Below are 23339 nucleotides of genomic sequence, written 5' to 3' on the forward strand. Positions count from 1 at the left end.
ATCGTTTTCATCTCCTTGGTTAGGGTAGTAATATTGGAAGTTCTGTGATAGGTACTTCCATTTTACAATGAAAACGGTGGCCTTTTTCTATTTATTTGACCTATTTACTATACTAGGCGCAATCCGAATATAGGATAGTTCCTAGCATCATTCAAGTTGTGGAAATTAGAAAGAGCAGTACGAATTTATGTTAAATCGACTGCTTAAATTATTGCTTAACCTCTTCACAGAGTTCAAAAAGAGGAAAATTTATTTCACTTTATTTTACACATAGTCAATCATTGCCTTTAAATATTTCATCAAACGCAGCAGATACTTTATCGCACTGATCGTCGATTTCGAAAGCTGAAAAAGTCTGCCTCTCCATCTACTTTTAAAAAGGTTAGAGTTAACTCTAAAACTAAACGTGATTTAGGTTTTAGTATATTTTTTTCTATTCTATCAAATGAAAACTTCTTCGTTTAAGATGCAATTTCTTTTTTATGAAATAGCCCCATAACCTCTATCGTTTGAGTAATATTCACAAATGCAGTGGGGTCGACTTCATGAATAAGGTTTTTTATTTCTGTTAATTCATAACGAGTAACAACCGTCATGAGGATATGACTTTTTTCGTTAGAGTAACCTCCGACTGAATCAATCATAGTGACGCCTCTATATACATTGGACAACAATTGTTGCCTCATTTCTTCGCCTTTTTTTGTAATAATCATGAGGGTTATTTTTACATGATGGGTATGAATAGAATCAATGACCTTCCCCGTTACAAAAATAGATACTAATGTATTTAGTGATGCATCCCAGCTAATTAAGAAACCTGATATAAGAATAACAAAACCATTCATTCCAAATAACAAAGTCCCCATTGGAAAATCTTTATGGCGAGTTAGTAACATACCAATAATATCAAATCCACCAGATGAACCAGATGAGCGAAAAATAATGCCAATTCCTAATCCTACCAATGCTCCACCAAAGACGGATGATAAAATGGAATTGGTAGCAATCTCATGAATAGGTATGAAATATAAACTAACTGAAATGCTAATAACGGATAGAATAGTATTGATGATAAAGGTTCTTCCTAATTTCATATATCCTATGATTAATAAAGGAAAGTTTAATAGAAGGTTATAAATTCCTGCATTAAAAGGGGTAAACATACCTAGGATAATGGATAATCCACTAATACCACTACTCATAATCTCATGTGGAATGAGAAATAAGTTAAAAGCAATTGCAACAAGAATGGACCCAGTTAAAATTCCTAATATCTTCAAAGCCGATCCCTCCTAGTATTTCATATTGATTACACATTATTATAATAGTGAAAATGGATAATTGAATTTATAAGATAATTTAAACTTTAATAGACTAAAGCAGTAAAATAATTCTTATTAAATAATCTAAGAAATCAATATATTTCTCTTTAGTTATAATATAAAATTTCTATAATGTTTTTATTAGAAGGGAAGTATAATCGTGGATATAAGAGAAGCTACTATTCTTGATTTACCGGCAATGCTAGATATATATAATTATGCAATTCGTCATTTAACAGCGACATTCGATATAGAAGTTCAAACATTGGATAAACGTAAAATTTGGTTTGACTCTCATGATGAAAAGTATCCATTAATTGTAGCTGAGCGAAATGGAGAAGTTGTGGGATATTGTTGTTTAAGTTCCTTCAGGGCTAAACCGGCGTATTCCAAAACGACAGAAATATCGATTTACATATCTCAAACACAGCAAGGCTATGGTATTGGTAGCGCACTTATGAAAGAGATCATAAGACGAGCAATTGATCTTGGTTATCACACGATTATTGCAGGAATTACTGGTGGTAATGAGGGAAGCGTGAAGCTTCACAAGAAATTTGGTTTTGAATTTGTTGGCTGCTTTAAAGAGGTTGGGTTTAAATTCGGGGAGTGGCAGGATGTGGATTTTTACCAGTTAATGATTAATAATCGTACATAAAGACTGGAATAAAAAATGTACTACGGTCTTTGCAAACAAGCAATATTAAAGGAGAGTGTGAAGTCATTTATTTCGGAACTCTGAAAGGAATAAGTGAAGTGTTTAGAATAACTCTGACCGGTTACCTCTTCTTTTGGTTGGATTTTTGTCGTTTCTATGAACTTTATGCATATTGAAGTTATTACGCAATTTCAGCCAATAACCTGTTTGCATATAGCCAAATTAATATTATATAGATTCATAATCCTAATTGGTTGAACCATTATATGAGTCAGCAGATGTCATTAGGATTCTTTTTCTTAATTGATTTATAAACGAGAAAAATACTTAGTACTAATGTTGCGCTAATCAATCTATTAACAGGATTAGTGTGGTACATTCATAATTATTAGGTTTTGTTAAAATTTATTGTCGATTTTTAAACCGTTGATTGGAGTGGAAATGACTTGACCCTGCTTAGATTAGCGGGACAGGTGAGACCCCACAGACACAGGGTAGCCAGCGCCCGCCCCGCGGAAAGCAAGCGACTGCAGCGGAAATCAACACTCTAGTTAAAAGAGATAAAAAAAATCAGGTAAAGCTTACCTTTAAAAAGGAGATTAAATGAGTTCTCATTTTGTTCATCATATATGTATTCAGACAAACCATTATGAAGAATCCTTACATTTTTATAAGGAACTTCTTGGTTTTGAATTAGTTTCAGAATGTCCCAATTTTCATAATCGCCATTTTAACTCTTGGTTAAGATTAGGAGATTTTTATATTGAATTACAAACTGGAAAAGTAGGAGAAAACCTTAGTAATATAAATCCAAATACGCAGGGAATCGTTCATCTTTGTCTTTGGGTAGAGGATTTAGTTGAGGAGGTCAAAAAATTGAAGGAATGGGGCGTTGACTTTATATTAAAAGATGGTCAAGAAATTTATCATGTCGAGAATGGGAGTTTGTGTAAAATAATTGCTCCTGAAGCCACTATTATTGAATTACGAGATAATAAAGGAATATAACGATTGCGTTATTAAATGAATTTTATACAAAATAGTTTTTATGGACTGAATAGGATGATAAGTAAGGAGTGAAAAAAATGAATTTTACATACGAAATTATTCCAGTAGAAAAAGCTGAATACTGTCGAGAATTATGTAATGAACTGATGGTCTTTCAAAAGTCGAAAGCATACATGAAACCAGAGCTATTTGAAAATATGAATTTTGACACAAGGATGATCCCTTCGATAAAAAGTGCAATACACAATTATATTGTGGTAGTTAAAGATGATGAAAAAATAGTAGGTTATGTGTATTCCAATATTTCACCTAAAGAAACCTATTCAAATGAATTTGCCACTTTTTTTGACCTTTCTTCTGTTAATAGAAAAAATGTAGGTTGTTTATCCCAATTTTATATTAAAGAAGAATACAGACAATATGGGATTGGTTCTAAACTTTTCAATATGTCCATAGAGTGGCTGAAGCAATTTGAAGATATTGAAGATTATTTTATCTATGTCTCAAATGGCAATCATGATGCCTTGGAATTTTATAAACGTAAAGGATTTTCTGTTAGTCATGAAATTTTGGATGGATTTATAACTGTATTACGAACCCAATTTGGTCGGGACTAATTAGCTTTATATAGGACTTACTGTTAGACAATTCTGCTTGGTAGATTATTGATTTAGAAACTATATTTTGTAGTACTTCTACAATTTCAAAGGAGTACGTTTATGAAACGTCAATTTATTTTTCGGATAGTTCTTTTTCTTGCCCATATATTCGTTAATGGCCATTTACATTAGCTGGAATGGTTGGGTTTGGCTTCACACAGTTTTCGGTTTAGAGGGAAAATGGTTATATGGAATCCTTGTAGGTCTTTTGTTTAATTCTTATTTAATTGGTCGAGTAATCAAGAGTTTGACCTTCATCAGGATAATAGGTTCCTATTGGTTTGCTGTATTGCAGTATGCACTTCTATTGTTGCCCATTACGAATCTTATAGTTTGGATATTAAGTATTGTGGGATTCCCTAAGGAAACGATTATTACTTGGGTTGGTGTTTCTTTCCTAGTGATATTCTTATTTATTATTATATATGGGACATACAATGCTTATAGCCCAATCGTTCGATCTTATTCGGTTGTCATTTCGAAAAAAGAACATCCATGCACAAAGCTAACGATTGCTATGGCTTCAGATATGCATTTCGGCAGCTTGTCAGGATTAGCTCATCTCCGACGACTTGTAAAGGGAATAAATGAGTTGAATCCAGATATCATCTTGTTCCCTGGTGATATTATCGATGACGACCCGGAGCCATTTATTCAAAAAAATATGGGGAATGTGATGAAAGAACTGTCAGCTCCTTTAGGTGTTTTTGGAGTTTTAGGCAACCATGAATACTACGGGAGAGCCATTCCGGAGTTTGTAAAAGAAATGAATCGTATTGGGGTCTCTATTTTACAAGATGAAATCATAAAGGTAGGGTGAATCCTTTTATCTTGTTGGTCGTAAGGATAAAATAGACTCAAATCGTCAAGTAATCGAAAAGTTGCTTCATGATGTGGATCAAACCTTTCCAATTGTGATGATGGACCATCAACCTACAGAAATTATACATGCCGAAAAGAGTGGTGTGGATTTACTCTTGTCGAGCCATACCCATCGGGGGCAAATGGCACCTAACCATTTTATTACTCAAAGAATGTATGAATTAGATTGGGGATATCGTCAATTTAATCAGCTCCATGCTATTGTTTCATCTGGATTTGGCTTTTGGGGACCACCTATCCGAATTGGTAGTCGATCAGAGATTGTTAGGATTGAAGTAACTTTTCAGTAATAAAATGGAAAACTGATAAATAAAAAAATTAGTCACATCAACACTTTTTAACTCTTCATACAATCGGGACAGTCGCTACTGGGAGGGTTACGTAGTTGTAATACTATTTTATTAATATTTATTAGGTAAATAATATAGTGATAGAAACGAATGTTTGTAAATAGTGACAGTTACCATCGTTTATTACGGTTTATTTTAACTTATTTGGGCTATTCCTTTTTGCGTTCACTTTCAATGGATAGAAACGGTATAATAAATTGGCAGAATCAGACACTAATAAGAGCTGGCTTGGTTTAGAAAGTTGATACTAAAATGCCACTGATTTTTATAAAAAACTAATATCCAAAAGAAGAGAAGGAGATACGATGACTAAGAATAATGAAATTGGATGGAACTTAGACAATAGTTATGCTCGTCTGCCTAAATCATTTTTTTCTAGCCTCAGCCCAACTCCTGTACGTTCACCAAAGCTAATTATTTTTAATAATCCTTTGGCAACATCGCTTGGTTTAAACGTTCATACGTTGCAAAGCGAAGAAGGTGTAGCTGAGCTTGCTGGCAACCAAATACCTGAAGGTGCTTCTCCTCTTGCTCAAGCTTATGCGGGGCATCAGTTCGGGTATTTTAACATGTTAGGGGATGGCCGAGCTCTGCTGCTTGGTGAGCAAATCACACCACAAGGTGAGCGCGTTGATATTCAGCTTAAGGGTTCAGGTAGAACGCCCTACTCCAGAGGGGGCGATGGACGTGCCGCACTTGGACCGATGCTGCGCGAATACATCATCAGTGAAGCTATGCATGCACTAGGTATTCCAACGACGCGAAGTCTAGCGGTTGTAATAACTGGAGAGTCGATCATCCGTGAAACCAACCTTCCTGGTGCGATTTTGACTCGTGTGGCTTCCAGTCACATACGCGTTGCTACTTTTCAATACGTTGCAAAATGGGGCACAGTTGAGGAGCTTCGGGACCTGGCTGATTACACATTAAAGCGTCATTTTTCAAACATTGAAGTTGATGATAGTCGCTATCTTTCACTACTTCAGGAAGTAATTAAGCGCCAGGCAGAGCTAATTGCGAAATGGCAATTGGTGGGCTTTATTCACGGGGTGATGAACACGGACAACATGGCGATCAGTGGTGAAACCATTGATTATGGTCCTTGTGCATTCATGGATGTTTACGACCCAGCAACAGTATTCAGTTCGATTGATAGAGAAGGAAGATATGCCTATGGCAATCAGCCATATATTGGTGTTTGGAATCTCGCCAGATTTGCCGAAACACTATTGCCGCTATTGCATGACGATCAAGAGCAGGCAGTCAAGTTAGCTGAGGATGCCCTTTCAGATTTTAGTAAATTATATCAATCTAGATGGCTTTCAGGGATGAGAGCAAAACTAGGCATCTTTAATGAAGAGGAGCAGGATGAATCACTTATAAAGGAACTCCTCACTATGATGCAGAAGTATCGTGCAGACTATACAAATACTTTCCTTGCATTAACATTTGAAAAGCTAGATGAAACACTTCTATTTGAAACACCAGAATTTGCTGGGTGGCATGAAATGTGGCAGAAGAGATTAGGTAGACAGCAGGAATCAAAGGATTCCTCACAACAATTGATGAGAAACAATAATCCAGCAGTTATTCCTCGGAACCACCGAGTTGAAGAAGCCCTAGAGGCTGCAGTGAGTCAAGGGGATTATAGTGTAATGAGGCGACTGCTTGATGTTCTTTCAAATCCTTGCGCTCACACTGCTGAACAGGCTGAATACTCAACACTACCTATACCTACAAATCGTCCTTACCAAACTTTTTGTGGCACATAAATCTTATTTGGATCGTTTCTTCAAAACCGATGCCTGCCTCCCCATCCAATAGATTGGGAGGCAGGTACTTTTTTACAGTACATATAGTAAGCTTTTTGGGAACGGAGAGAGGTAATGAAATATTATAATTTTTTAGACAAACCATTTAAAGCAATACAATTAATGGAATTATACAATGATGCGGGCTGGTGGGCAGAACGAACAGAGCAAGAGATCGAGGAAATGCTAAAATCAGTAATTGCCATCGGTGTTTGGGATGATGATAGACTTGTTGGATTTGCAAGAGCGATCACTGACGGGAAATTTCGTGCGTACATTGAAGATGTTGTTGTTCATAGCGAATTTCAAAAGTCTGGTATTGGAAAACAGCTTATTTCGAAAATCATGAGTGAACTTACACATATAGATGTTGTCAGTTTGTTTTGCGAGGAGCACCTTGTTCCTTTTTACCAAAGTAACTCGTTTAAGCGGAGTAAATCGCAATTTGTGTTACATAGAAAAAAATAGGTTCCATATTGAAGGGAATTTGTTTGACCAAGAAAAATTAAATCTACGGGGGGAGTACAAATTGTCACAGGGACTGATTCATCACATCGAAATATACGTTTCTAATTTAAAGAACACAATTGATTTTTGGGGTTGGTTTTTAGAGGAATTAGGGTATCATGTTTTTCAAGAATGGGATGGTGGTCAGAGCTGGAAAATGGGTGAAACCTATATTGTTTTCGTCCAGGCTGAGGAGAGATTTCTTGATATCCCGTATCATAGATGTCGAGTAGGTCTTAATCATTTGGCCTTTCACGCAAGTTCCCGCAAGCAAGTTGATGATATGACAATTAAGTTAAAAGAAAATGGCGTACACATTCTTTATACAAATAAGCATCCTTTTGCCGGAGGAAATAACCACTATGCTGTATACTTTGAAGATCCAGATAGAATGAAAGTTGAATTAGTAGCGCCTAATTTATAATCTTCACTTTTTAAACTGACAATTTCTATATTAATCTATAAACTGTAATACTCACTTGATATACTAGAAAAAAGAGTAATAGGATAAGGGGGGTTCCAGTGACAAGAAACATTTTAATTGTAGATGACCAGCCAGAAATCACAGAATTATTAAAGCTATATCTTGAGAAAGATGGTTATCATATAATGGAAGCGCATGATGGAAGCAAGGCTATTGAGTTTATTAACCTTCATAAAATAGATTTAATTTTAGTCGATCTGATGATGCCAATCATAGATGGATACCAGCTTATTAAAAAAGTAAGAGAAACCATGGCTATACCGATCATTATTATTTCAGCGAAAAACGAGGATCATGACAAAATATTAGGACTCGGTTTGGGAGCAGACGATTTTATTCAAAAGCCTTTTAATCCGTTGGAGGTTGTGGCAAGAGTTCAAGCCCTTTTAAGACGAACCTATAGCTATTCAAATGAAGCTTCACAAAAAAATGAAACACACAAAAAAATGGTTGGAGATCTTACCTTAGATGAAGCTACATTTTCGATTATTCGAAATGGGATTAGTATTCCATTAACGAAAATAGAATATCGAATTCTAGAATTGTTAATGGACTCACCTGGAAGAGTGTATACAAAACAACAAATTTTCGAAAAAGCATGGGATGATTATTATATAGATGGAGATGGGGACAACACGATTAATGTCCACATTTCTAAAATAAGGGAAAAAATTGAAGAAAACCCGAAAAAACCAGTCTATATAAAAACGGTAAGAGGTTTAGGTTATAAATTAGAAAAAAAATAGATATTTCATACAATTGATCTATTTTCTTAAAGAGTAGGGATGAATTTGCATCATATCGGAAAAAAAATATTTCCACCAAATGAAGGATGGCATCCATATATTTATCTTGTAAATATGTTTATACCATTCTACTTTATGCTCCAGGAGCCATCTTATAAACAGTACCTCGGTCTTTTGTTATTGATTATTTTTGTAATGATTTACAGACAAGTCTTTTGGAGTGCGCGCTTTGCTAAGTTACTCATTGCTACTGAAGTCATCCTAACTTTAGGATTCGGGTTCTTATATAATCCGATGTATTTATATCTTATTTTTGTTTTTGCATTTCAAATCGTCCGTTTGCCTTTGAAGTGGATGTACTTGTTATGTGGGAGCTTTACTGTAACCAGTCTATATCTAATTTATCAAACCGTGTTTTTTAATGGACTTTATTTATTGATCAGCCTCATTCCTCCACTGTTTGGTGGAAGTATCCTACCCTTTATTATGAAAACTTCATTAAGGTATAAAGAATTGAACGAAAATCTTCAACGTGTGGCAGAAGAGCTTGAAAAAAAGAATCAAGAAAAGACTTTACTTGAAGAAAGTAAAAAAAGAATGCTTGCCGATATCTCTCATGACCTTAAAACACCAATGACAACGATTCAAGGATACTCGAAGGCTTTATACGAAGGAATGATTGAGGATGAGGATCAAAAGAAAAAGTTTCTGAAATACATACATGATAAGTCAATACGGGTGAATGCATTAATTGATGAGTTATTTATGTTTTCAAAATTAGATAGCCCAGATTTCCCGATAAATAAAGAAGAAAAAGATTTATGTGAGTTTTTTAGAGAAATCATTGTTGAATACTATGAATTGTTTGAAGCGAAGGAAATGGAACTCGATATCGATATCCCAAGTAACCCCAATTTGTATCGATTTGACCAAAAGCTTCTATATAGAGCCATATCTAATATTCTGGAAAATATTATTAAATATAACACAGAGAAAACGATGGTTTATATTCGGTTGAGTAAATGCAATGACTCCATGACAATGGAAATTGGAGATAATGGTGTAGGAATAGATGAAGAGCTCGCTCATTCACTTTTCGATCCTTTTGTAAGAGGCGATAAAAGCAGAATGAATGATGGCGGTTCAGGTTTAGGCCTAGCCATTACGAGAAAAATTATTGAAAAGCACAATGGCAAAGTAGATGTGGATGTAAATCCTAAAAGAGGTAAAACAAATTTTATCATTGAACTGCCGATATAAGACAGAAAAAGGTATAGTGCTTGCACTATACCTTTTTCTTATATTCCGAAAGTATGGTGCAATCTTAATAGTAAAATATGGTTGAATTAAGATTAAATTAAGATTCCGCTTGTATGATAAGCATAAATAAGGAAAGGCAGATAAGTAAGAATGAAAGGGGATCTTTTAATGCAAAAGAATGTCATTGAATTAGAAAATATATATAAAAGCTATGGAAATGTAAAAGCGGTTGACGGTATATCTTTAAAGATCAAAAAAGGAGAGGTGCTTGGCATAATTGGAGCAAATGGGGCTGGAAAATCTACGACATTAGAAATCATGATGGGGTTACGTAAATCAGATTCTGGATCGGTTAAGATTCTTGGGATGGACATTCAGGAAGCCTCGAACGAGATTAAGCAAAAAATTGGAATCCAACTTCAACAAACAGCTCTTTACGATCGGATAAAAGTAAAAGAGGCGTTGGAATTATTCAGTTCCTATTATGAAAAGAGAAGAGACTTGCAGGAAATTATCGAAACGCTTGGGCTGCGACATTATCTAAATAAATATGTGAAAAATCTCTCAGGTGGCTGGCAGCAGCGTACGTCATTAGCTTTAGCATTAGTGAATGATCCGGAGATTATATTTTTAGATGAACCGACAACAGGCTTAGATCCACAAGCTCGATTGGAATTATGGGGTTGTATTAATCGATACCGAGCGGAAGGGAAAACGATTATTCTTTCGACACATTATATGGATGAAGCGCAGAGACATTGTGATCGTATCGCGATCATCAAAAAAGGACGCCTTGTTGCTTGTGATCAACCTAAAAATTTAATTGACACCCTAATCGATGGAGAAGGAACAATGGAAGATGTTTATTTACGACATGCGGTCGTTTCTTAAGATAGGAGGAGAACTTATGCAGTCAGTATTAGCACACACGAAAATGGAACTGAAATTATTTTTTCGAGAAACATTGGCGTTATTATTTACGTTCATTGTACCAGCCATAAGCTTTATCGTTTTTGGAATGATGTTTAAAACGAATTCGTATGATGGTTTGGATTATTTCCAAGCGTATATACCAAGCATGATTGCGATTATTATTTTTACAACAGCCTTTTTTTCCATGGGGCTTCAAGTTGTCATCGACCGGGAAAAAGGGGTTTACAAACGATTAAAAGGAACTCCGCTAAACCAGAATGCGATTTTTACTGCCACGATTATTAAAGGATTTTTCGCCATTTATGTAGGTGCAATCGAAATTTTACTCATTGCAAAGTTTGGCTTTGAATCTCGATTAACGGAACACCCACTTCAATTCTTTATCGCCTTAACCTTTTGTTCGGTCACGTTTTTTTCGATTGGATTTATTGTTTCCAGTCTTGCCAAACGGATGCAAACGGCTTTAGGGATTGCTATGATAGCCATGTATCCAATGATGTTTTTGTCAGGAGCGACGATTCCGTTAGAAACCTTACCGGATATTTTGCAAAAAACTGCCGTGATCGTTCCGCTAACCTATGTAGTCAATGTCTTGAGGGATGGTTGGAATGGAACTCTATTCACATCAGGTGCTGTCATTGACGTCGTTGTAATAGCTGGAATACTAGTTATTTCAACTCTGATTGGAACGAAATTTTTTCGCTGGACGGACTAATTGGAAAATGAGGTGATTCTTTTGGAGAAGAATCATAAATTTAATCTTTTGTATTTGACTCCGTCAACAGTACCGATGTTCTTCTTAGGCTATCTCAATAAAAGTGTAGCGTTAATGATTGTTGGATTCTTATTGCTGGCATTCTATATCATTGTAGGATGCATGCAATTACTCAAACGTAAAAAAGGGATTGAATGATATTTATCGACATAGGACCAAAGCCTCCATTCCAACCACATTGGAGGTTTTTTCCTATGAATTTGTTCTGGAATGTTCAGAATCTATCGGGAAATAAAAATATTGTCAAATTTTCGCTAATCAGACTACTCAAATGGAAGTTCAATAGAATATAATCATGAAAAAGGAAATAAAACCAGGAGATAGACATCATGAAGAGAAAGTTAGTAATCGTGTTTATATTTTTATTAATAGTAATGTTCTATAGTAAAAATTGCTTTGCAACCACACCCTTCGTTTTAACGAATAAAACAACTGAAATTAAACCTAATCAAGTATTGTTCCTAGAAGATAAGAACGGCACATTTACACTTGATGAAGTTGTGTCGAAATATAAGGATAAGTTTCATGCTACAACTACTAATGTCCCTAGTTTTGGCTATACTTCCTCCGTTTATTGGCTCTCTTTTACTGTGAGAAATCAATCAACAAAAAAAGATTGGATGCTTGAAATTGATTCGCCTCCACTCGACTATTTATCTCTGTATCTACCAAATGATAATGGTGAATTCACAGAAATCAAATCTGGCGATCTTTATCCTTTTTCACAAAGAGAAGTTCAAGCCCGAAGCTTTGTTTTTGATTTACATGTGAATCAAGGTGAAGAAAAAACATACTTCATTAGAGCAGAAACAGAAGGAGCTATGAAAATACCAATTTCAGTATGGGATGAACATGCATTTTTTTCGCATAACGAAAAGCAAACAGCCATTCATTTTGTTTATTATGGCATTGTCCTAGTCATGGCCATCTATAACTTTTTTCTATTCATTTTTTTACGGAATAAAAGTTATGTCTATTATTCGTTGTTTTCATTTTCCTTTATGTTTATTCCAATGACCAATCTTGGAGATGCTTATCAGTGGTTATGGCCGAATCAGCCGTGGTGGAATAATAGGTCTATTGTTTTTTTCTTGGCTTTATCAGCACTACTGTCTTGTGTCTTCGTAATGAAGTTTTTAAGCACGAAAGAAATGTTGCCACGAATTCATAAGATTTTAAAAGTATTTATTGTGGTCCAATTAATTACGATAGCAATTTTGCTTCTTTGGAGTTATCCGATTGCATTGAATATTGTTTTTGTAACGAGCGTACTTCATGGACCATTATTTTTATTTATAGGAATTGCTTCGTGGAGAAGAAAATACTTTTTAGCAAAGTATTTTTTACTGGCTTGGGTTGTATTCCTTATTGCGAATTCAATATCAATGTTAAATGATGCTGGGGTTATCCCTGATTCATTTTTAACAGAGTATATTCTATTTCTAGGATCTTCCTCTGAGTTAATATTATTTTCACTAGGATTATCCTCTCAGGTTGATCGAATTAGAAGGGAAAAAGAACAGTTAAACTTAGAAATGGAAGATACACAGCGAGAAATTGTTTTTACAATGGGGGAGGTAATTGAAGCTCGCTCAAAGGAAACTTCTAACCATGTGAAGAGGGTGGCGGAATACTCGGCAATCATTGCTGAAGCCATTGGAATTTCTAGGGAAGAAGTTGAAAAACTAAAGGTTGCTTCGCCGATGCATGATATTGGAAAGGTAGGTATTCCAGATTCAATACTCCATAAGCCGGGAAAATTATCTTTGGAGGAGTTTGCTGTCATTAAATCGCATACAACAATTGGTTATGATATGCTTAAGCACTCCACAAGAGATATTCTTAAACTAGCGGCAATTATCGCTCACCAACATCATGAAAAATTTAATGGAACAGGTTACCCTCAAGGATTAAAAGGTGAAGAAATAAATATTTATGCTAGAATTACAGCCATTGCGGATGTATTTGATGCACTTGGTAGTAGTCGCTCATATAAGAATGCTTGGGATCTTAATGCCATTCTCTCTCTTTTTGACGAAGAGAAGGGAAAACATTTTGATCCAGTTCTAATTGATACTTTTTTAGAAAACTTGGATAAAATTTTAGCGGTGAAAGAACAATTTCCAGATTAAAAGTGTATTTGGGTATCAGCGGTATCACTCGTGGGCAGACAGTTTTATTTTTCCACGAGTGGTACCTAACACTATTTTAGGCTTCTACTCGTCTAAGTTTAGGAGTGAGAAAAAATTGAAAGATCGAAGGTATAAGAAGGCAATCCTAGCCGGTATTATTTCTGGATGTTTTCTTGGCTTTTTTTTGAAGGTTATTGAAACGATAACAAGTTTAAAAGTGTATACGCTATTACTAAATGTTGATTATATCCCATGGATTAATCGCTTTAGATTATCTGAAAGTATTGAATTTGGGTTCCATCTAATTGTTTCTATTTTATTGAGCCTATTCTTAGTGAAGTTTCTCACAACAAAGGAATGGGAAAGTAAGCGGAAAATTACTCTTGTTGTGGTCGTATGTATCACTATAGCTCTCTTACTTTTTCCAATTACAGCTCTTTCCACCAGAACTCCTGCTTTAAATAATTATTCCGCACTATTTTATTGGTTACTTGGACATGCATTGTATGGCTTATTACTAGGCTACCTATTAAATAATAGATTGGTTAAAACTTGGAATCATCATATTAAATGAGATATATAGTAATATGATCATGTAATTATGCTGATAAGGGAGGTTGTTGAAGTGAATTTTAAGTTTAATGAGGCTATAGAAATTCTTGAAAGAACACCTCGCGCATTAAGTAATCTACTTTCAGGTTTATCAAGTGAATGGATTTTTTCAAATGAAGGTGAAGGTACTTGGAGTCCCTTTGATGTAGTAGGGCATCTTATTGAGGCTGAAAAGTATTTATGGATTCCAAGAGTCGAGATGATTTTATCTAAGGGGGAGTCTGAATCCTTCCCACCCTTCGACCGTTGGAGTCAGCTTCTTTTAAACTCTGAGAAAACAATGGATCCATTGCTAAGTGAGTTTGAAGAGTTGCGACAAAAGAACCTCGAAAAAATAAAAATGACTTATCATCCACATATCAATCTAGAACAAACAGGGAAACATCCTGAGTTTGGAGTAGTAAAACTTCGTGAATTGTTAGCAACATGGTCTGCCCATGATCTCAGTCATACTGCACAAATTATAAGAGTGTTGGCAAATCGCTACAAAGAGGATGTTGGACCATGGAAGGCTAATCTTCGTATTATGAATGGTTAATTTTATTCAGTTTGTGAAGATTGCTTATCAAATAAAGATGCGTAACTCCATATTAAATGTGGGGTTACGCACCTATTAGAGTATTCTAAAGTTCGACTACCCTAAAAACTTCTCCAACGGTTTCCAATAGTTTTCTCCCCAACCTGTATCCAGATGTGCGATCTGATCTTCAGGAACACCCGTATGATCAAAGATGAGTAAGGTCCCTTCATGGTGCTCTTTAAGCTCAAACTTAACGATAGAAAATAATCCTTCTTCCCAATTTGCTGGTCGCCAGGCTTGTACAATTCGTTTACTTGGAACTAATTCAATATGTCGACCTTCGATATATCCCCCGAATAGTTTGAAGCTTCCACCTACTTCTTGACTAATCTCAGTCGGAGCACCTCCGGTAACGGCACTAAACTGCTGTGAATTTGTTAATGTTTCGTACAATTTTGAAGGGCTTGTTTTAAACAATACTTCATGATGAATAGTAGTAGTCATGATTTTTATTCCTCCTTATTTAATGTATTTATTAAAAATTAATGCATGCCCTTTTCGGACCAAGGATCGACACCAGGATCTCCGCCTTCGGCTACTATTTGTATTCGGTCCATGTAATGAGTCCAACCTTGCAAGTGGGAAGCGATTTCTTCAACTGGTAGATCGTAGTGTGTCAAGGTTAATAAGGTTCCATTGTCTTTAGGAGTGAGTTTGAATTCAACTTTACTTGAACCTGGAGGAACAATTTTTGATTTTTCCCAGCCCCATGTCATGACAAGTTTCTCATTAGGAACGAGTTCGATATATTCACCCATAGCAATATCTGATCCGTTTACATCAATCCGATATTTTCCACCTATTTTTGGCTCAAGCAGTATATGTCTTCCCATCCAACGAACCATTTTTTCTGGATCAGTAAAGAATGAGAATAAAGTATCAGGTTGGCATTCAATAAAGATTTCTTTCATAATGATTTCACTTTGATTTTGAGTCATTTTTCATCCGTTCCTCCTTTTCAGCTGCTTCTTTTAAACGTAATAAGCTATCATCCCAAAAACGGTCGATGTACAGTTTCAATTCGGCAAAACCTTCCCTCCTAATGCGATAGTACCGTTTTGTTCCTTCTTTTCGAACAACGACTAGTCCGGATTCTTCTAAAACCTTGAGATGCTGTGATACGGCTGGAGCAGAAATTTCAAAATGTGAGGCAATTGCGCTGGAAGTCATTTCTCCATCGCGCACGAGAGACAATATTTCTCTACGTCGTGGTTCAGTTATGGCTTGTATCACTTTTTCAATCATGTTTTTATTTTAGTTTATACTTAATTAAGTGTCAACTTAAGTTTATGGTTTCAAGAGTGGAACTTACTTCCATTGGAGAAGCTATAATGTTAGCGCAAATTTGAAGCTAGGCAGAGTTGAGAATGGAAAAACACCGATTTATCGCTTTACGGAAAATCGGTGTTTTTTAAGTGAAGATTTGGTGAAAAATAAGATTGCAAGTCAATTAGTAAATCCAGTACATAAAAAAAACGGAGGAAAAACTTATGTATACTTCAATTCAAGAATTTATCGAAGAGTGGAATCAAGAAGCATCCTCCACTCAAAAAGTTTTGGATGCTCTTACCGACCAATCGTTAGGACAAAAGGTTTCGCCTGAGGATCGTACTTTAGGTGCCATTGCCTGGCATATCGTATCAAGTACACCAGGAATGCTTATTGAATTTGGCATCACTGTTGAAGAGGTGAAAGACTCAAACACTATCCCAACTTCAGCCCTTGAAATTTCTGAAACCTTTAGAAGAGTAACTGCAGACACTAGTGATGCCGTGAAAAAACAGTGGACAGACCAGTCCTTAAGTGAAATGAAAAATGTGTTTGGAATGGATATGCCAAAAGCAGTAACACTTTCTCTTCTCATCAAGCATATTATTCACCATCGTGGTCAAATGACCGTGCTAATGCGCCAAGCTGGCTTAAATGTTCCAGGTGTGTATGGTCCTTCAAGGGAAGAGTGGAGTCATATGGGGATGGAAGCCCCGATAATCTAGATAGCCAAAGTTCATACTGATTCATAAAGTTCCAGGCATCACTGAAGGATTTTTTTAGATGTGCCTGGAACTTGCTTTTACAATGAATATTACTAGCCTTCTAATAAATCCAGAACGTCCATCGTTTCAATTACTGTTGCGAATTCCTCATGCAAACTGACGAGAGCCAAGTTATGTATTTCTTCAGCACTGTACAACTTCCCATCAAAACTCATTCGTTCAAAGGTAGCGGTAGCATCAGATACAATGAATGGAGTGAAGCCAAGATTCTTTGCCATTCTTGTTGTCGTAGAAACACAATGATCCGTTGTTAATCCAACTATAACTAGGGTTTCAATGCTAGCTTCCTTTAAATAACTTTCAAGGTTAGTACCAATAAAGGCGCTATTTACATTTTTTATCATCACAGGCTCTCCATGAAGCGGGGCGACCATGTCTTTTATATCTCGCCCAGGATGATGTGGTAGGGAAGGATTACTAATATGTTGAATATGGATAACTGGGCGATTTGTTTCTCTCCACCTGTTTAATAATATTGCCATATTTTCTTCGGCATTTGGATTATTTCTCTTCCCATTTTCCGGATTATCGAAGTAATTTTGAACATCAATCAATAGTAAAGCTGTGTTTGTGGATATTTTCATGAAAAAATTCCTCCTATGTGTTATGTGCTTTTTAGTTTGTTTGTATTTAATACAATTTCAGGTTCTTACTAGAATTGTATGTTACAATTAATTATTAGTAAAATTGAAATAACTAAATAATATATTTAGAATTTCTAATGATAAAGCCAGAGAAAGGAGGAAATAAAATGGAGATTCGTCAACTTCAATCTTTTAAAGCAGTAGTTGAATTAAATAGCTTTACAAAGGCTGCTCACACATTACAGTACTCACAGGCATCGATCACTTCTCATATTCAGCAACTTGAGGATGAGCTTGGATTTTCCTTATTTGATCGATTGGGCAAACAAATTCAATTAACAAAAATGGGAAAGGATTTGTATCAGTACTCAGTAGAATTACTAACGGTGTATTCAAAGATCAAACATATTTCATCAGACGATCATACAATGAAGGGTGAAATCCGTGTTGGTGCAGCCGAAACGTTGACTGTTTACAAGCTAGGATCAGTGATATCAAAGTATAAAAAGGCTTATCCGGAAGTTACTTTTTCTCTCATTAATGATCATTGTAGTCTTCTGCGTGAGAGACTACATTCAGGAGAATTAGATATGGCGATCACATTAGAACCAAAGGTCAATGACCCTCATTTGATTACAGAAATCTGGTCAGAGGAGCCATTAGTATTTGTTGGGGATAGCAACCATTCTGTAAAGTCTATAGAGGAAGCAGATGGGGAATGTTTTATTTTTAGTGCAAATAATTGTGAGTTAAGACAATTTTTCGAAGGATATTTGATTGCGAATGGAATCAATACTTATAGTCATTTGGAGTTTACTAGTATGGAAGCCATAAAACAATGTGTTGTAAGTGGATTAGGGATTAGCTTGATGCCATACATAAGTATAGAAGCTCTGTTACGAGATGAAAAAATGAAAGTCATTGTGTCGTCTGATGAAAATCCTATGTTTTATGCACAAATCTCCTATCACAAAAACAAATGGTTGTCGAAAGCTCACGAGAAGTTTATTGAGATGGTTTTGGGAGGCTAGACGGGAAAATATGTATTAGGAATTCCCAAATATCATCAAGTATCCATTACTCGGGTGGACTCAACAATAGTCAATTCTTACTCAAATTTACCATTCTGTTGAAGAAGTTCATCATGATAATGGTAAAATGATAAAGTTAATAATAGAAAACTGTCTAGAAAGGAAATGAGCCAGTGAACGAAAAAAACGCACAGTATTGGATTAATAATCTAGATTTAATTCCCCATCCTGAAGGTGGATTTTATAAAAGTACATACAGTTCCGAGTCCATCATTTCAGACAAAAGTGTAGTAAGCAACGGAAACAAACGTAAACTATACACGAGCATTTATTTCCTGCTAAGATCAGGTGACATCTCGCATTTACATAGGCTCAAATCAGATGAGCTTTGGTATTTTCATGGGGGAAGTCCACTAACCGTTCATGTGATTGATGAGAGTGGTGAATATCATGAAATGAAATTAGGCTTGGATCTTGAAAATGGGGAAGTACCTCAAGTATTAGTACCGAAAAATTCAATCTTTGGATCATCCGTAATGGAGGAGGGGACTTTCTCATTAGTTGGCTGTATGGTTTCCCCAGGGTTTGATTTTGAAGATTTCGAACTGTTTAATCAGGATGATTTATTGAAGATATATCCTGAACATGAGGAAATCATAAGAAAAATGGCATATAAGACTAAATAAGAAAAGGAAAGGGCACATCCATTAATAATGGATAGTGCCTTTACTGTTTGATGATTAAATATAAACCTGTTCTTCTTTTTCCATTTCTAATGCCGTTACAATATAGGCAAACCCATTCAGTAACAAATAAACAACATTGGATTGAACACGTTCAACTTCTCCTAAATACGTATTTAATATAATAAAAATTGAAAATAAAACAACAAAGAATAAAGCGATTTTATTAAAAATGTTCATTCCAATCAGCCCCTTCTTTAAGAATCTTATTTTAATCATATTTATGTAAAGCTAGTCCTATGCAGTCAATAAAACAAACTCCCTTTAGTAATTTAAAGCAGTGGGGGACTGTCCCCCGCTGCTTTAAATTACTAAAGTCAAAAAACGCTCAGAGTTATTCTGAGCGGGATGAAAACTTATTATTTAAGAAAAGAAAATATTTCCGGGACTCTTTCTCTGAAAAACATGTAGCTATGTTCGCCGCCGTTAATGAAATTGGATTTAATATGAGGTATCTTTTCTTTTAAAATATTAAATATTGATTGGTTGGAAAATAAAAATTCTCTATTTATCATCTCTCCTTTTCCCTCTTTATCTCCCCAATCCATATAAAAACTTTCAATAGGCGACATATCTGAATTTTTTAGTAGTTTTTCCATTTCTTCTTGGTTACGCCAGAATGCAGAAGATAGAGCCACTATATTTTTGAAGATATGAGGATAACGACACGCAGCAAAAACGGAAATAAGTCCGCCTAAAGAAATTCCCCCCATTGCCGTATAATCAATTAACGTACGATATTTTTGATCAATCAGAGGCTTTAACTCGTGGGTTATGAAGTCAACATACGCCATTCCTTTACCACCTTGATCACAATAATAACCTAAGATTTTCTCGCTATATTTACCGTGTATCCAGGGACAATACTCATTTATTCGCTCTTCGCTATTTTGGTCAATACCAACGACGATAACTTCCAATGAATTTTCATTTAAATAGTTTTCAAGTGATAAAGAGATACCACCAATCGCATCACAATCACGAAATACGTTTTGACCATCATGCATATATAATACGGGATAGCGCTTATTTTCTTTCTGGTAATCTTTTGGTGTGTATACTCTGATCTTTCTGTCTTGATTAAATGTGCTTATATGTACGGAGAATATTTCTAACATGTTATACACCTTCTATTAATGTAAAGATTATCAATCTTTAAGTTCTTAATACCTTTATTCTCTTCGAAATCGGTGACCCATGACAATATAAATTTCAAAGCAATTTATTCCTCTAATTCTCCAATAGTAGTCCATTTTTTTACGACTGTCACGTCTTATGAATACCGCAAATAGAAGCTAGGGTTATGATAAAATAAAATAATCATGTTCATGAACGAATCAGTCAAGCCTATTAATTGTAAGGAGAACATTAAAAGGAGTAACCAATGAAAGAAACGATCCAAAACCTTTTACAAAAAGTAAAAAAAGAGTGTAAGTCTTTCTGCCATTTAATCAGCATTGCACCATTTGCTTCAGGAGTTGAAAATTGTGTATTTAAAGCCTATACAGAAGAATGGAAAGAGGTAGTCATCAGGGTACCGTGGCAAAGGAGATACATAGACGAGCAAAATGAATATGTGGACACGAGAATCAGTCTTGAAAAAGAGAGGAAACTAAATCAACATTGTTATGATTATGGAATTCCTGTCCCTAAGATTCATTACACGCATTTATCAGATTCAATTGATTTTATCATTGAGGAATTTGTTGCAGGAAATGATAAAGATATACCCTTTCTTGAAATGGGGAAGCTTACACATCAGCTGCATCATATCGAATTTCTCCCTACTATATTAGATCCTAATCATTTTACTTATTATCTTTCGAACCGAATTGTAGAGCGTATGAAAATGGTTGAACCGGTTCTTAAGCAACAGTTCTACCTTCCGGAACCTAAAGAAATACAATCAATTCTTGAATCTTATCCTTTTCAACTACGGCTTTTACATATGGACATACGTCCAGAAAATTTGATATTTCATAATTCGAAAATTAAAGCCGTGTTCGACTGGACCAATGCCTTAATCGGTGACCCAGTACTAGAATTGATGAGAATAAAAGATTATGGCTATCTCAATGAGGATTTTATGGAGGGATATGAGAATGGTGAGGCTGAGTTAGCACGTGTCCCGGATCTAGTTAAATGGTTTTATCAAATAGACACCTCTGCTATGCTGACGAATCTATTTATTACCGGACTAAATGATTTCAAACAGGGTGAAAAAGCGAAGTTCCGTTTACTTTCTCTTTATGAAAGGATTCAAAAAGCTTTGTAGGTTTTTACATAAATAATGTTTTGAATTTCTTTTTATTAGATACGAAATACCTTAAATTAGGTGCCATCGTCCTTTTTAGTAGTGGATGTAGAAAACTTGGAATTTGGCACCTATTTAGTAACACATCATATTTCAATAATAATTGGCAGAATCATTGGTTTTCTTCTTGTATGTGTAAATAGATATTGGCCAACTGACTTTTTTATACCTTGTTTCATCACATTCCATTGGCGTATATTTTCATCTTGAAATTCATTAATTGTTTTTTTAACAAGGCGATTTATATCTCTTAGAAGATTTTCAGAATCCTTAACATATACGAATCCTCGAGTAATAGTGTCAGGTCCTGAAATAATCTTTCGTTCCGTTTTACTTATCGTTAAAACGATAACAAGCATCCCATCTTCAGAAAGTTGTTTTCGATCCCGTAACACAATCTCACCGACATCACCAACACTCACCCCATCTACATAAGTATCCCCTGCTGAAATGTTTCGAGTCTGACGTGCAAGTGAGTTTTCAATATCAACAACTTCACCATTTTTAATGATAAAAGTGTTTCCTTTTTCAACTCCTACGGATTCAGCTAACAAACGGTGATGATATAGCATTCTATATTCACCGTGAATCGGAATAAAATAGGTTGGCTTCATTAATGTTAACATAAGCTTTAAGTCTTCCTGATAACCATGTCCAGAAACATGCATTCCGGTTGTGCTTCCAGATCCATAAATGACTTTTGCACCTAGTTGAAATAAATTATCGATAATTCTAGAAACATCCCGTTCATTCCCAGGTATTGGGGATGCTGCTAAAATAACGGTGTCTCCAGGATAAATGGCTACATCTCGGAAGTTTGCACTTGCCAAGCGGGCTAGAGCCGCCAACGGTTCGCCTTGACTTCCTGTACATAGAATAGCTACCTTTTCAGGTGACATACCTTCAATTTCATGTGCTTCAATCAGCATTCCTTCAGGAACCTGCAAATAGCCACGTTCGATAGCGACATCCACAACATTTACCATGCTTCGACCAAGTAAGGCGAGCTTTCGATTTGTTTTAATGGCAGCATTCACTACTTGCTGAACACGATTTACATTCGATGCAAAGGTAGAGACAATGACTTTTCCTTGTGCTTTCAGGAACGCCTCATCCATATGACTAGCTACCATACGCTCCGATGGTGTTAGTCCAGTTCGTTCAGCATTCGTACTTTCAGATAATAAGACTAAGACACCTTGTTTACCAATTTCGGCCATTTTATGAATATCCGAATATTGATTATTTGCAGGTGTAAGATCGAATTTAAAGTCGCCAGTATGAACGACATTTCCTCCCGGTGTATGAAATACGATACCTAAACAATCAGGAATGCTATGGCTTACTTTAAAAAAAGTTACATTTATCTCCTCGAACTCGAGTTTAGCATCCGAGTCAACTGGAATAAGTTGTGTATCTCCTAATAGTCGATGCTCATTTAATTTTAATTCAATTAATCCAAGCGTAAAACGTGTAGCATAAATAGGGACGTTTATTTTTTTCAGAAAGTAAGGAATACCACCGATATGATCCTCGTGTCCATGAGTTACAATTAAAGCTCGGATTTTATCTTTATTTTCTTCCAAATAAGTAATATCAGGAATAATTAAATCAATTCCTAATAAACTTTCATCTGGAAACTTACCGCCACAATCAATGATAATCATTTCATTTGCATATTGGACCACATACATGTTTTTTCCTATTTCATTGATGCCACCTAAAGCGAAAATGGATAATGTATTATTTGTATCCAAAATGATTTCCTCCCACTTTTAATCAGATACATTTATTATTTCCAGATTCACTCCTATTATTTGGAATCATAATTTTCACACTGGATTCATGTACCTCTAAAAGAAGATTACTTTGGAATATACATCTATAAAATTTG

26 protein-coding genes and 1 pseudogene are annotated in these 23339 nt (G+C 35.4%); 19 read left to right on the plus strand and 8 right to left on the minus strand.

Features of this window, described 5'->3' with window-relative positions:
• Positions 1 to 461: 461 nt before the first annotated feature.
• Positions 462 to 1280 (minus strand): YitT family protein, encoded by an 819-nt coding sequence (locus ACFSO7_RS14990; RefSeq protein ID WP_377878142.1) that lies wholly within the window; start codon positions 1278 to 1280, stop codon positions 462 to 464.
• Positions 1281 to 1479: 199 nt separating this feature from the next.
• Between ACFSO7_RS14990 and ACFSO7_RS14995 the strand changes: the two genes are divergently transcribed.
• From ACFSO7_RS14995 to ACFSO7_RS15065, 15 genes and pseudogenes are all read left to right on the plus strand, one after another.
• Positions 1480 to 1980: a GNAT family N-acetyltransferase gene (locus ACFSO7_RS14995; RefSeq protein ID WP_377878309.1), complete on the plus strand. Its 501-nt coding sequence runs from the start codon at positions 1480 to 1482 to the stop codon at positions 1978 to 1980.
• Between the two features lie 603 nt (positions 1981 to 2583).
• Complete coding sequence (locus ACFSO7_RS15000; protein ID WP_377878143.1) at positions 2584 to 2988, plus strand: VOC family protein; 405 nt, start codon at positions 2584 to 2586, stop codon at positions 2986 to 2988.
• Between the two features lie 77 nt (positions 2989 to 3065).
• Positions 3066 to 3605, plus strand: a complete 540-nt coding sequence (locus ACFSO7_RS15005) for a GNAT family N-acetyltransferase (protein ID WP_377878144.1) — start codon at positions 3066 to 3068, stop codon at positions 3603 to 3605.
• 157 nt (positions 3606 to 3762) lie between these two features.
• A pseudogene (locus ACFSO7_RS15010) lies at positions 3763 to 4819 on the plus strand (metallophosphoesterase).
• 365 nt (positions 4820 to 5184) lie between these two features.
• On the plus strand, positions 5185 to 6651 hold the full coding sequence (locus ACFSO7_RS15015) for a protein adenylyltransferase SelO (protein ID WP_377878145.1): 1467 nt from the start codon (positions 5185 to 5187) through the stop codon (positions 6649 to 6651).
• A gap of 114 nt (positions 6652 to 6765) precedes the next feature.
• Entirely contained in the window at positions 6766 to 7158 is a 393-nt protein-coding gene (locus ACFSO7_RS15020; protein ID WP_377878146.1) for a GNAT family N-acetyltransferase, read from the plus strand.
• A gap of 61 nt (positions 7159 to 7219) precedes the next feature.
• Positions 7220 to 7621, plus strand: a complete 402-nt coding sequence (locus tag ACFSO7_RS15025) for a VOC family protein (RefSeq protein ID WP_377878147.1) — start codon at positions 7220 to 7222, stop codon at positions 7619 to 7621.
• A gap of 98 nt (positions 7622 to 7719) precedes the next feature.
• Positions 7720 to 8427 (plus strand): response regulator transcription factor, encoded by a 708-nt coding sequence (locus ACFSO7_RS15030; RefSeq protein ID WP_377878148.1) that lies wholly within the window; start codon positions 7720 to 7722, stop codon positions 8425 to 8427.
• 45 nt (positions 8428 to 8472) lie between these two features.
• Positions 8473 to 9687, plus strand: a complete 1215-nt coding sequence (locus ACFSO7_RS15035) for a sensor histidine kinase (protein WP_377878149.1) — start codon at positions 8473 to 8475, stop codon at positions 9685 to 9687.
• A 168-nt stretch (positions 9688 to 9855) separates the two neighbouring features.
• Complete coding sequence (locus tag ACFSO7_RS15040; RefSeq protein WP_377878150.1) at positions 9856 to 10578, plus strand: ABC transporter ATP-binding protein; 723 nt, start codon at positions 9856 to 9858, stop codon at positions 10576 to 10578.
• A gap of 16 nt (positions 10579 to 10594) precedes the next feature.
• Entirely contained in the window at positions 10595 to 11335 is a 741-nt protein-coding gene (locus tag ACFSO7_RS15045; RefSeq protein WP_377878151.1) for an ABC transporter permease, read from the plus strand.
• Between the two features lie 21 nt (positions 11336 to 11356).
• The gene (locus ACFSO7_RS15050; RefSeq protein WP_377878152.1) at positions 11357 to 11533 is read left to right on the plus strand and encodes a hypothetical protein; all 177 of its coding nucleotides are present in this window, start codon (positions 11357 to 11359) and stop codon (positions 11531 to 11533) included.
• Between the two features lie 191 nt (positions 11534 to 11724).
• A complete protein-coding gene (locus ACFSO7_RS15055; RefSeq protein WP_377878153.1) occupies positions 11725 to 13527 on the plus strand; it encodes a 7TM diverse intracellular signaling domain-containing protein in 1803 nt (600 codons plus the stop codon).
• Between the two features lie 115 nt (positions 13528 to 13642).
• Positions 13643 to 14101 carry a hypothetical protein gene (locus ACFSO7_RS15060; RefSeq protein ID WP_377878154.1) on the plus strand — a complete coding sequence of 153 codons (459 nt, stop codon included), beginning with the start codon at positions 13643 to 13645 and terminating at the stop codon, positions 14099 to 14101.
• Between the two features lie 51 nt (positions 14102 to 14152).
• Positions 14153 to 14677 carry a DinB family protein gene (locus tag ACFSO7_RS15065; RefSeq protein WP_377878155.1) on the plus strand — a complete coding sequence of 175 codons (525 nt, stop codon included), beginning with the start codon at positions 14153 to 14155 and terminating at the stop codon, positions 14675 to 14677.
• 96 nt (positions 14678 to 14773) lie between these two features.
• Here ACFSO7_RS15065 and ACFSO7_RS15070 read toward each other — a convergent pair whose 3' ends face one another.
• The 3 genes from ACFSO7_RS15070 to ACFSO7_RS15080 are packed head-to-tail and all read right to left on the minus strand — an operon-like array spanning position 14774 to position 15952.
• Positions 14774 to 15163: an SRPBCC domain-containing protein gene (locus tag ACFSO7_RS15070; protein ID WP_377878156.1), complete on the minus strand. Its 390-nt coding sequence runs from the start codon at positions 15161 to 15163 to the stop codon at positions 14774 to 14776.
• A gap of 38 nt (positions 15164 to 15201) precedes the next feature.
• Positions 15202 to 15657 carry an SRPBCC family protein gene (locus tag ACFSO7_RS15075; protein WP_377878157.1) on the minus strand — a complete coding sequence of 152 codons (456 nt, stop codon included), beginning with the start codon at positions 15655 to 15657 and terminating at the stop codon, positions 15202 to 15204.
• Positions 15638 to 15952 (minus strand): ArsR/SmtB family transcription factor, encoded by a 315-nt coding sequence (locus tag ACFSO7_RS15080; RefSeq protein WP_377878158.1) that lies wholly within the window; start codon positions 15950 to 15952, stop codon positions 15638 to 15640. Before ACFSO7_RS15080 ends, ACFSO7_RS15075 begins: the two co-directional genes overlap by 20 nt.
• A gap of 257 nt (positions 15953 to 16209) precedes the next feature.
• Here ACFSO7_RS15080 and ACFSO7_RS15085 point away from each other — a divergent pair, with 257 nt between their 5' ends.
• A complete protein-coding gene (locus ACFSO7_RS15085; RefSeq protein ID WP_377878159.1) occupies positions 16210 to 16713 on the plus strand; it encodes a DinB family protein in 504 nt (167 codons plus the stop codon).
• 92 nt (positions 16714 to 16805) lie between these two features.
• Here ACFSO7_RS15085 and ACFSO7_RS15090 read toward each other — a convergent pair whose 3' ends face one another.
• Entirely contained in the window at positions 16806 to 17351 is a 546-nt protein-coding gene (locus ACFSO7_RS15090; protein WP_377878310.1) for a cysteine hydrolase family protein, read from the minus strand.
• Between the two features lie 173 nt (positions 17352 to 17524).
• Here ACFSO7_RS15090 and ACFSO7_RS15095 point away from each other — a divergent pair, with 173 nt between their 5' ends.
• Entirely contained in the window at positions 17525 to 18388 is an 864-nt protein-coding gene (locus ACFSO7_RS15095; RefSeq protein ID WP_377878160.1) for a LysR family transcriptional regulator, read from the plus strand.
• Between the two features lie 173 nt (positions 18389 to 18561).
• On the plus strand, positions 18562 to 19074 hold the full coding sequence (locus ACFSO7_RS15100) for a cupin domain-containing protein (protein ID WP_377878161.1): 513 nt from the start codon (positions 18562 to 18564) through the stop codon (positions 19072 to 19074).
• Between the two features lie 54 nt (positions 19075 to 19128).
• Here the strand turns inward: ACFSO7_RS15100 and ACFSO7_RS15105 are convergent, their stop codons facing one another.
• Together ACFSO7_RS15105 and ACFSO7_RS15110 are read right to left on the minus strand one after the other, a co-directional pair.
• Positions 19129 to 19311 (minus strand): hypothetical protein, encoded by a 183-nt coding sequence (locus ACFSO7_RS15105; protein ID WP_377878162.1) that lies wholly within the window; start codon positions 19309 to 19311, stop codon positions 19129 to 19131.
• Positions 19312 to 19490: 179 nt separating this feature from the next.
• Entirely contained in the window at positions 19491 to 20249 is a 759-nt protein-coding gene (locus ACFSO7_RS15110) for an alpha/beta hydrolase (RefSeq protein ID WP_377878163.1), read from the minus strand.
• A gap of 266 nt (positions 20250 to 20515) precedes the next feature.
• Here ACFSO7_RS15110 and ACFSO7_RS15115 point away from each other — a divergent pair, with 266 nt between their 5' ends.
• On the plus strand, positions 20516 to 21406 hold the full coding sequence (locus tag ACFSO7_RS15115) for a phosphotransferase family protein (protein WP_377878164.1): 891 nt from the start codon (positions 20516 to 20518) through the stop codon (positions 21404 to 21406).
• A 125-nt stretch (positions 21407 to 21531) separates the two neighbouring features.
• Here ACFSO7_RS15115 and ACFSO7_RS15120 read toward each other — a convergent pair whose 3' ends face one another.
• Complete coding sequence (locus ACFSO7_RS15120; RefSeq protein WP_377878311.1) at positions 21532 to 23205, minus strand: ribonuclease J; 1674 nt, start codon at positions 23203 to 23205, stop codon at positions 21532 to 21534.
• Positions 23206 to 23339: the final 134 nt, after the last annotated feature.

This window comes from Bacillus sp. CGMCC 1.16607, from assembly GCF_042683745.1.
Classification (GTDB): domain Bacteria; phylum Bacillota; class Bacilli; order Bacillales; family Cytobacillaceae; genus Pseudoneobacillus.

Coding starts and splice junctions, on each gene's coding strand:
- ACFSO7_RS15075 (WP_377878157.1), bottom strand. CDS start 15,657: ATGACTCAAAATCAAAGTGAAATCATTATGAAAGAAATCTTTATTGAA.
- ACFSO7_RS15045 (WP_377878151.1), top strand. CDS start 10,595: ATGCAGTCAGTATTAGCACACACGAAAATGGAACTGAAATTATTTTTT.
- ACFSO7_RS15105 (WP_377878162.1), bottom strand. CDS start 19,311: ATGAACATTTTTAATAAAATCGCTTTATTCTTTGTTGTTTTATTTTCA.
- ACFSO7_RS15015 (WP_377878145.1), top strand. CDS start 5,185: ATGACTAAGAATAATGAAATTGGATGGAACTTAGACAATAGTTATGCT.
- ACFSO7_RS15040 (WP_377878150.1), top strand. CDS start 9,856: ATGCAAAAGAATGTCATTGAATTAGAAAATATATATAAAAGCTATGGA.
- ACFSO7_RS15005 (WP_377878144.1), top strand. CDS start 3,066: ATGAATTTTACATACGAAATTATTCCAGTAGAAAAAGCTGAATACTGT.
- ACFSO7_RS15085 (WP_377878159.1), top strand. CDS start 16,210: ATGTATACTTCAATTCAAGAATTTATCGAAGAGTGGAATCAAGAAGCA.
- ACFSO7_RS15115 (WP_377878164.1), top strand. CDS start 20,516: ATGAAAGAAACGATCCAAAACCTTTTACAAAAAGTAAAAAAAGAGTGT.
- ACFSO7_RS15020 (WP_377878146.1), top strand. CDS start 6,766: ATGAAATATTATAATTTTTTAGACAAACCATTTAAAGCAATACAATTA.
- ACFSO7_RS15095 (WP_377878160.1), top strand. CDS start 17,525: ATGGAGATTCGTCAACTTCAATCTTTTAAAGCAGTAGTTGAATTAAAT.
- ACFSO7_RS15000 (WP_377878143.1), top strand. CDS start 2,584: ATGAGTTCTCATTTTGTTCATCATATATGTATTCAGACAAACCATTAT.
- ACFSO7_RS15070 (WP_377878156.1), bottom strand. CDS start 15,163: ATGACTACTACTATTCATCATGAAGTATTGTTTAAAACAAGCCCTTCA.
- ACFSO7_RS15110 (WP_377878163.1), bottom strand. CDS start 20,249: ATGTTAGAAATATTCTCCGTACATATAAGCACATTTAATCAAGACAGA.
- ACFSO7_RS15055 (WP_377878153.1), top strand. CDS start 11,725: ATGAAGAGAAAGTTAGTAATCGTGTTTATATTTTTATTAATAGTAATG.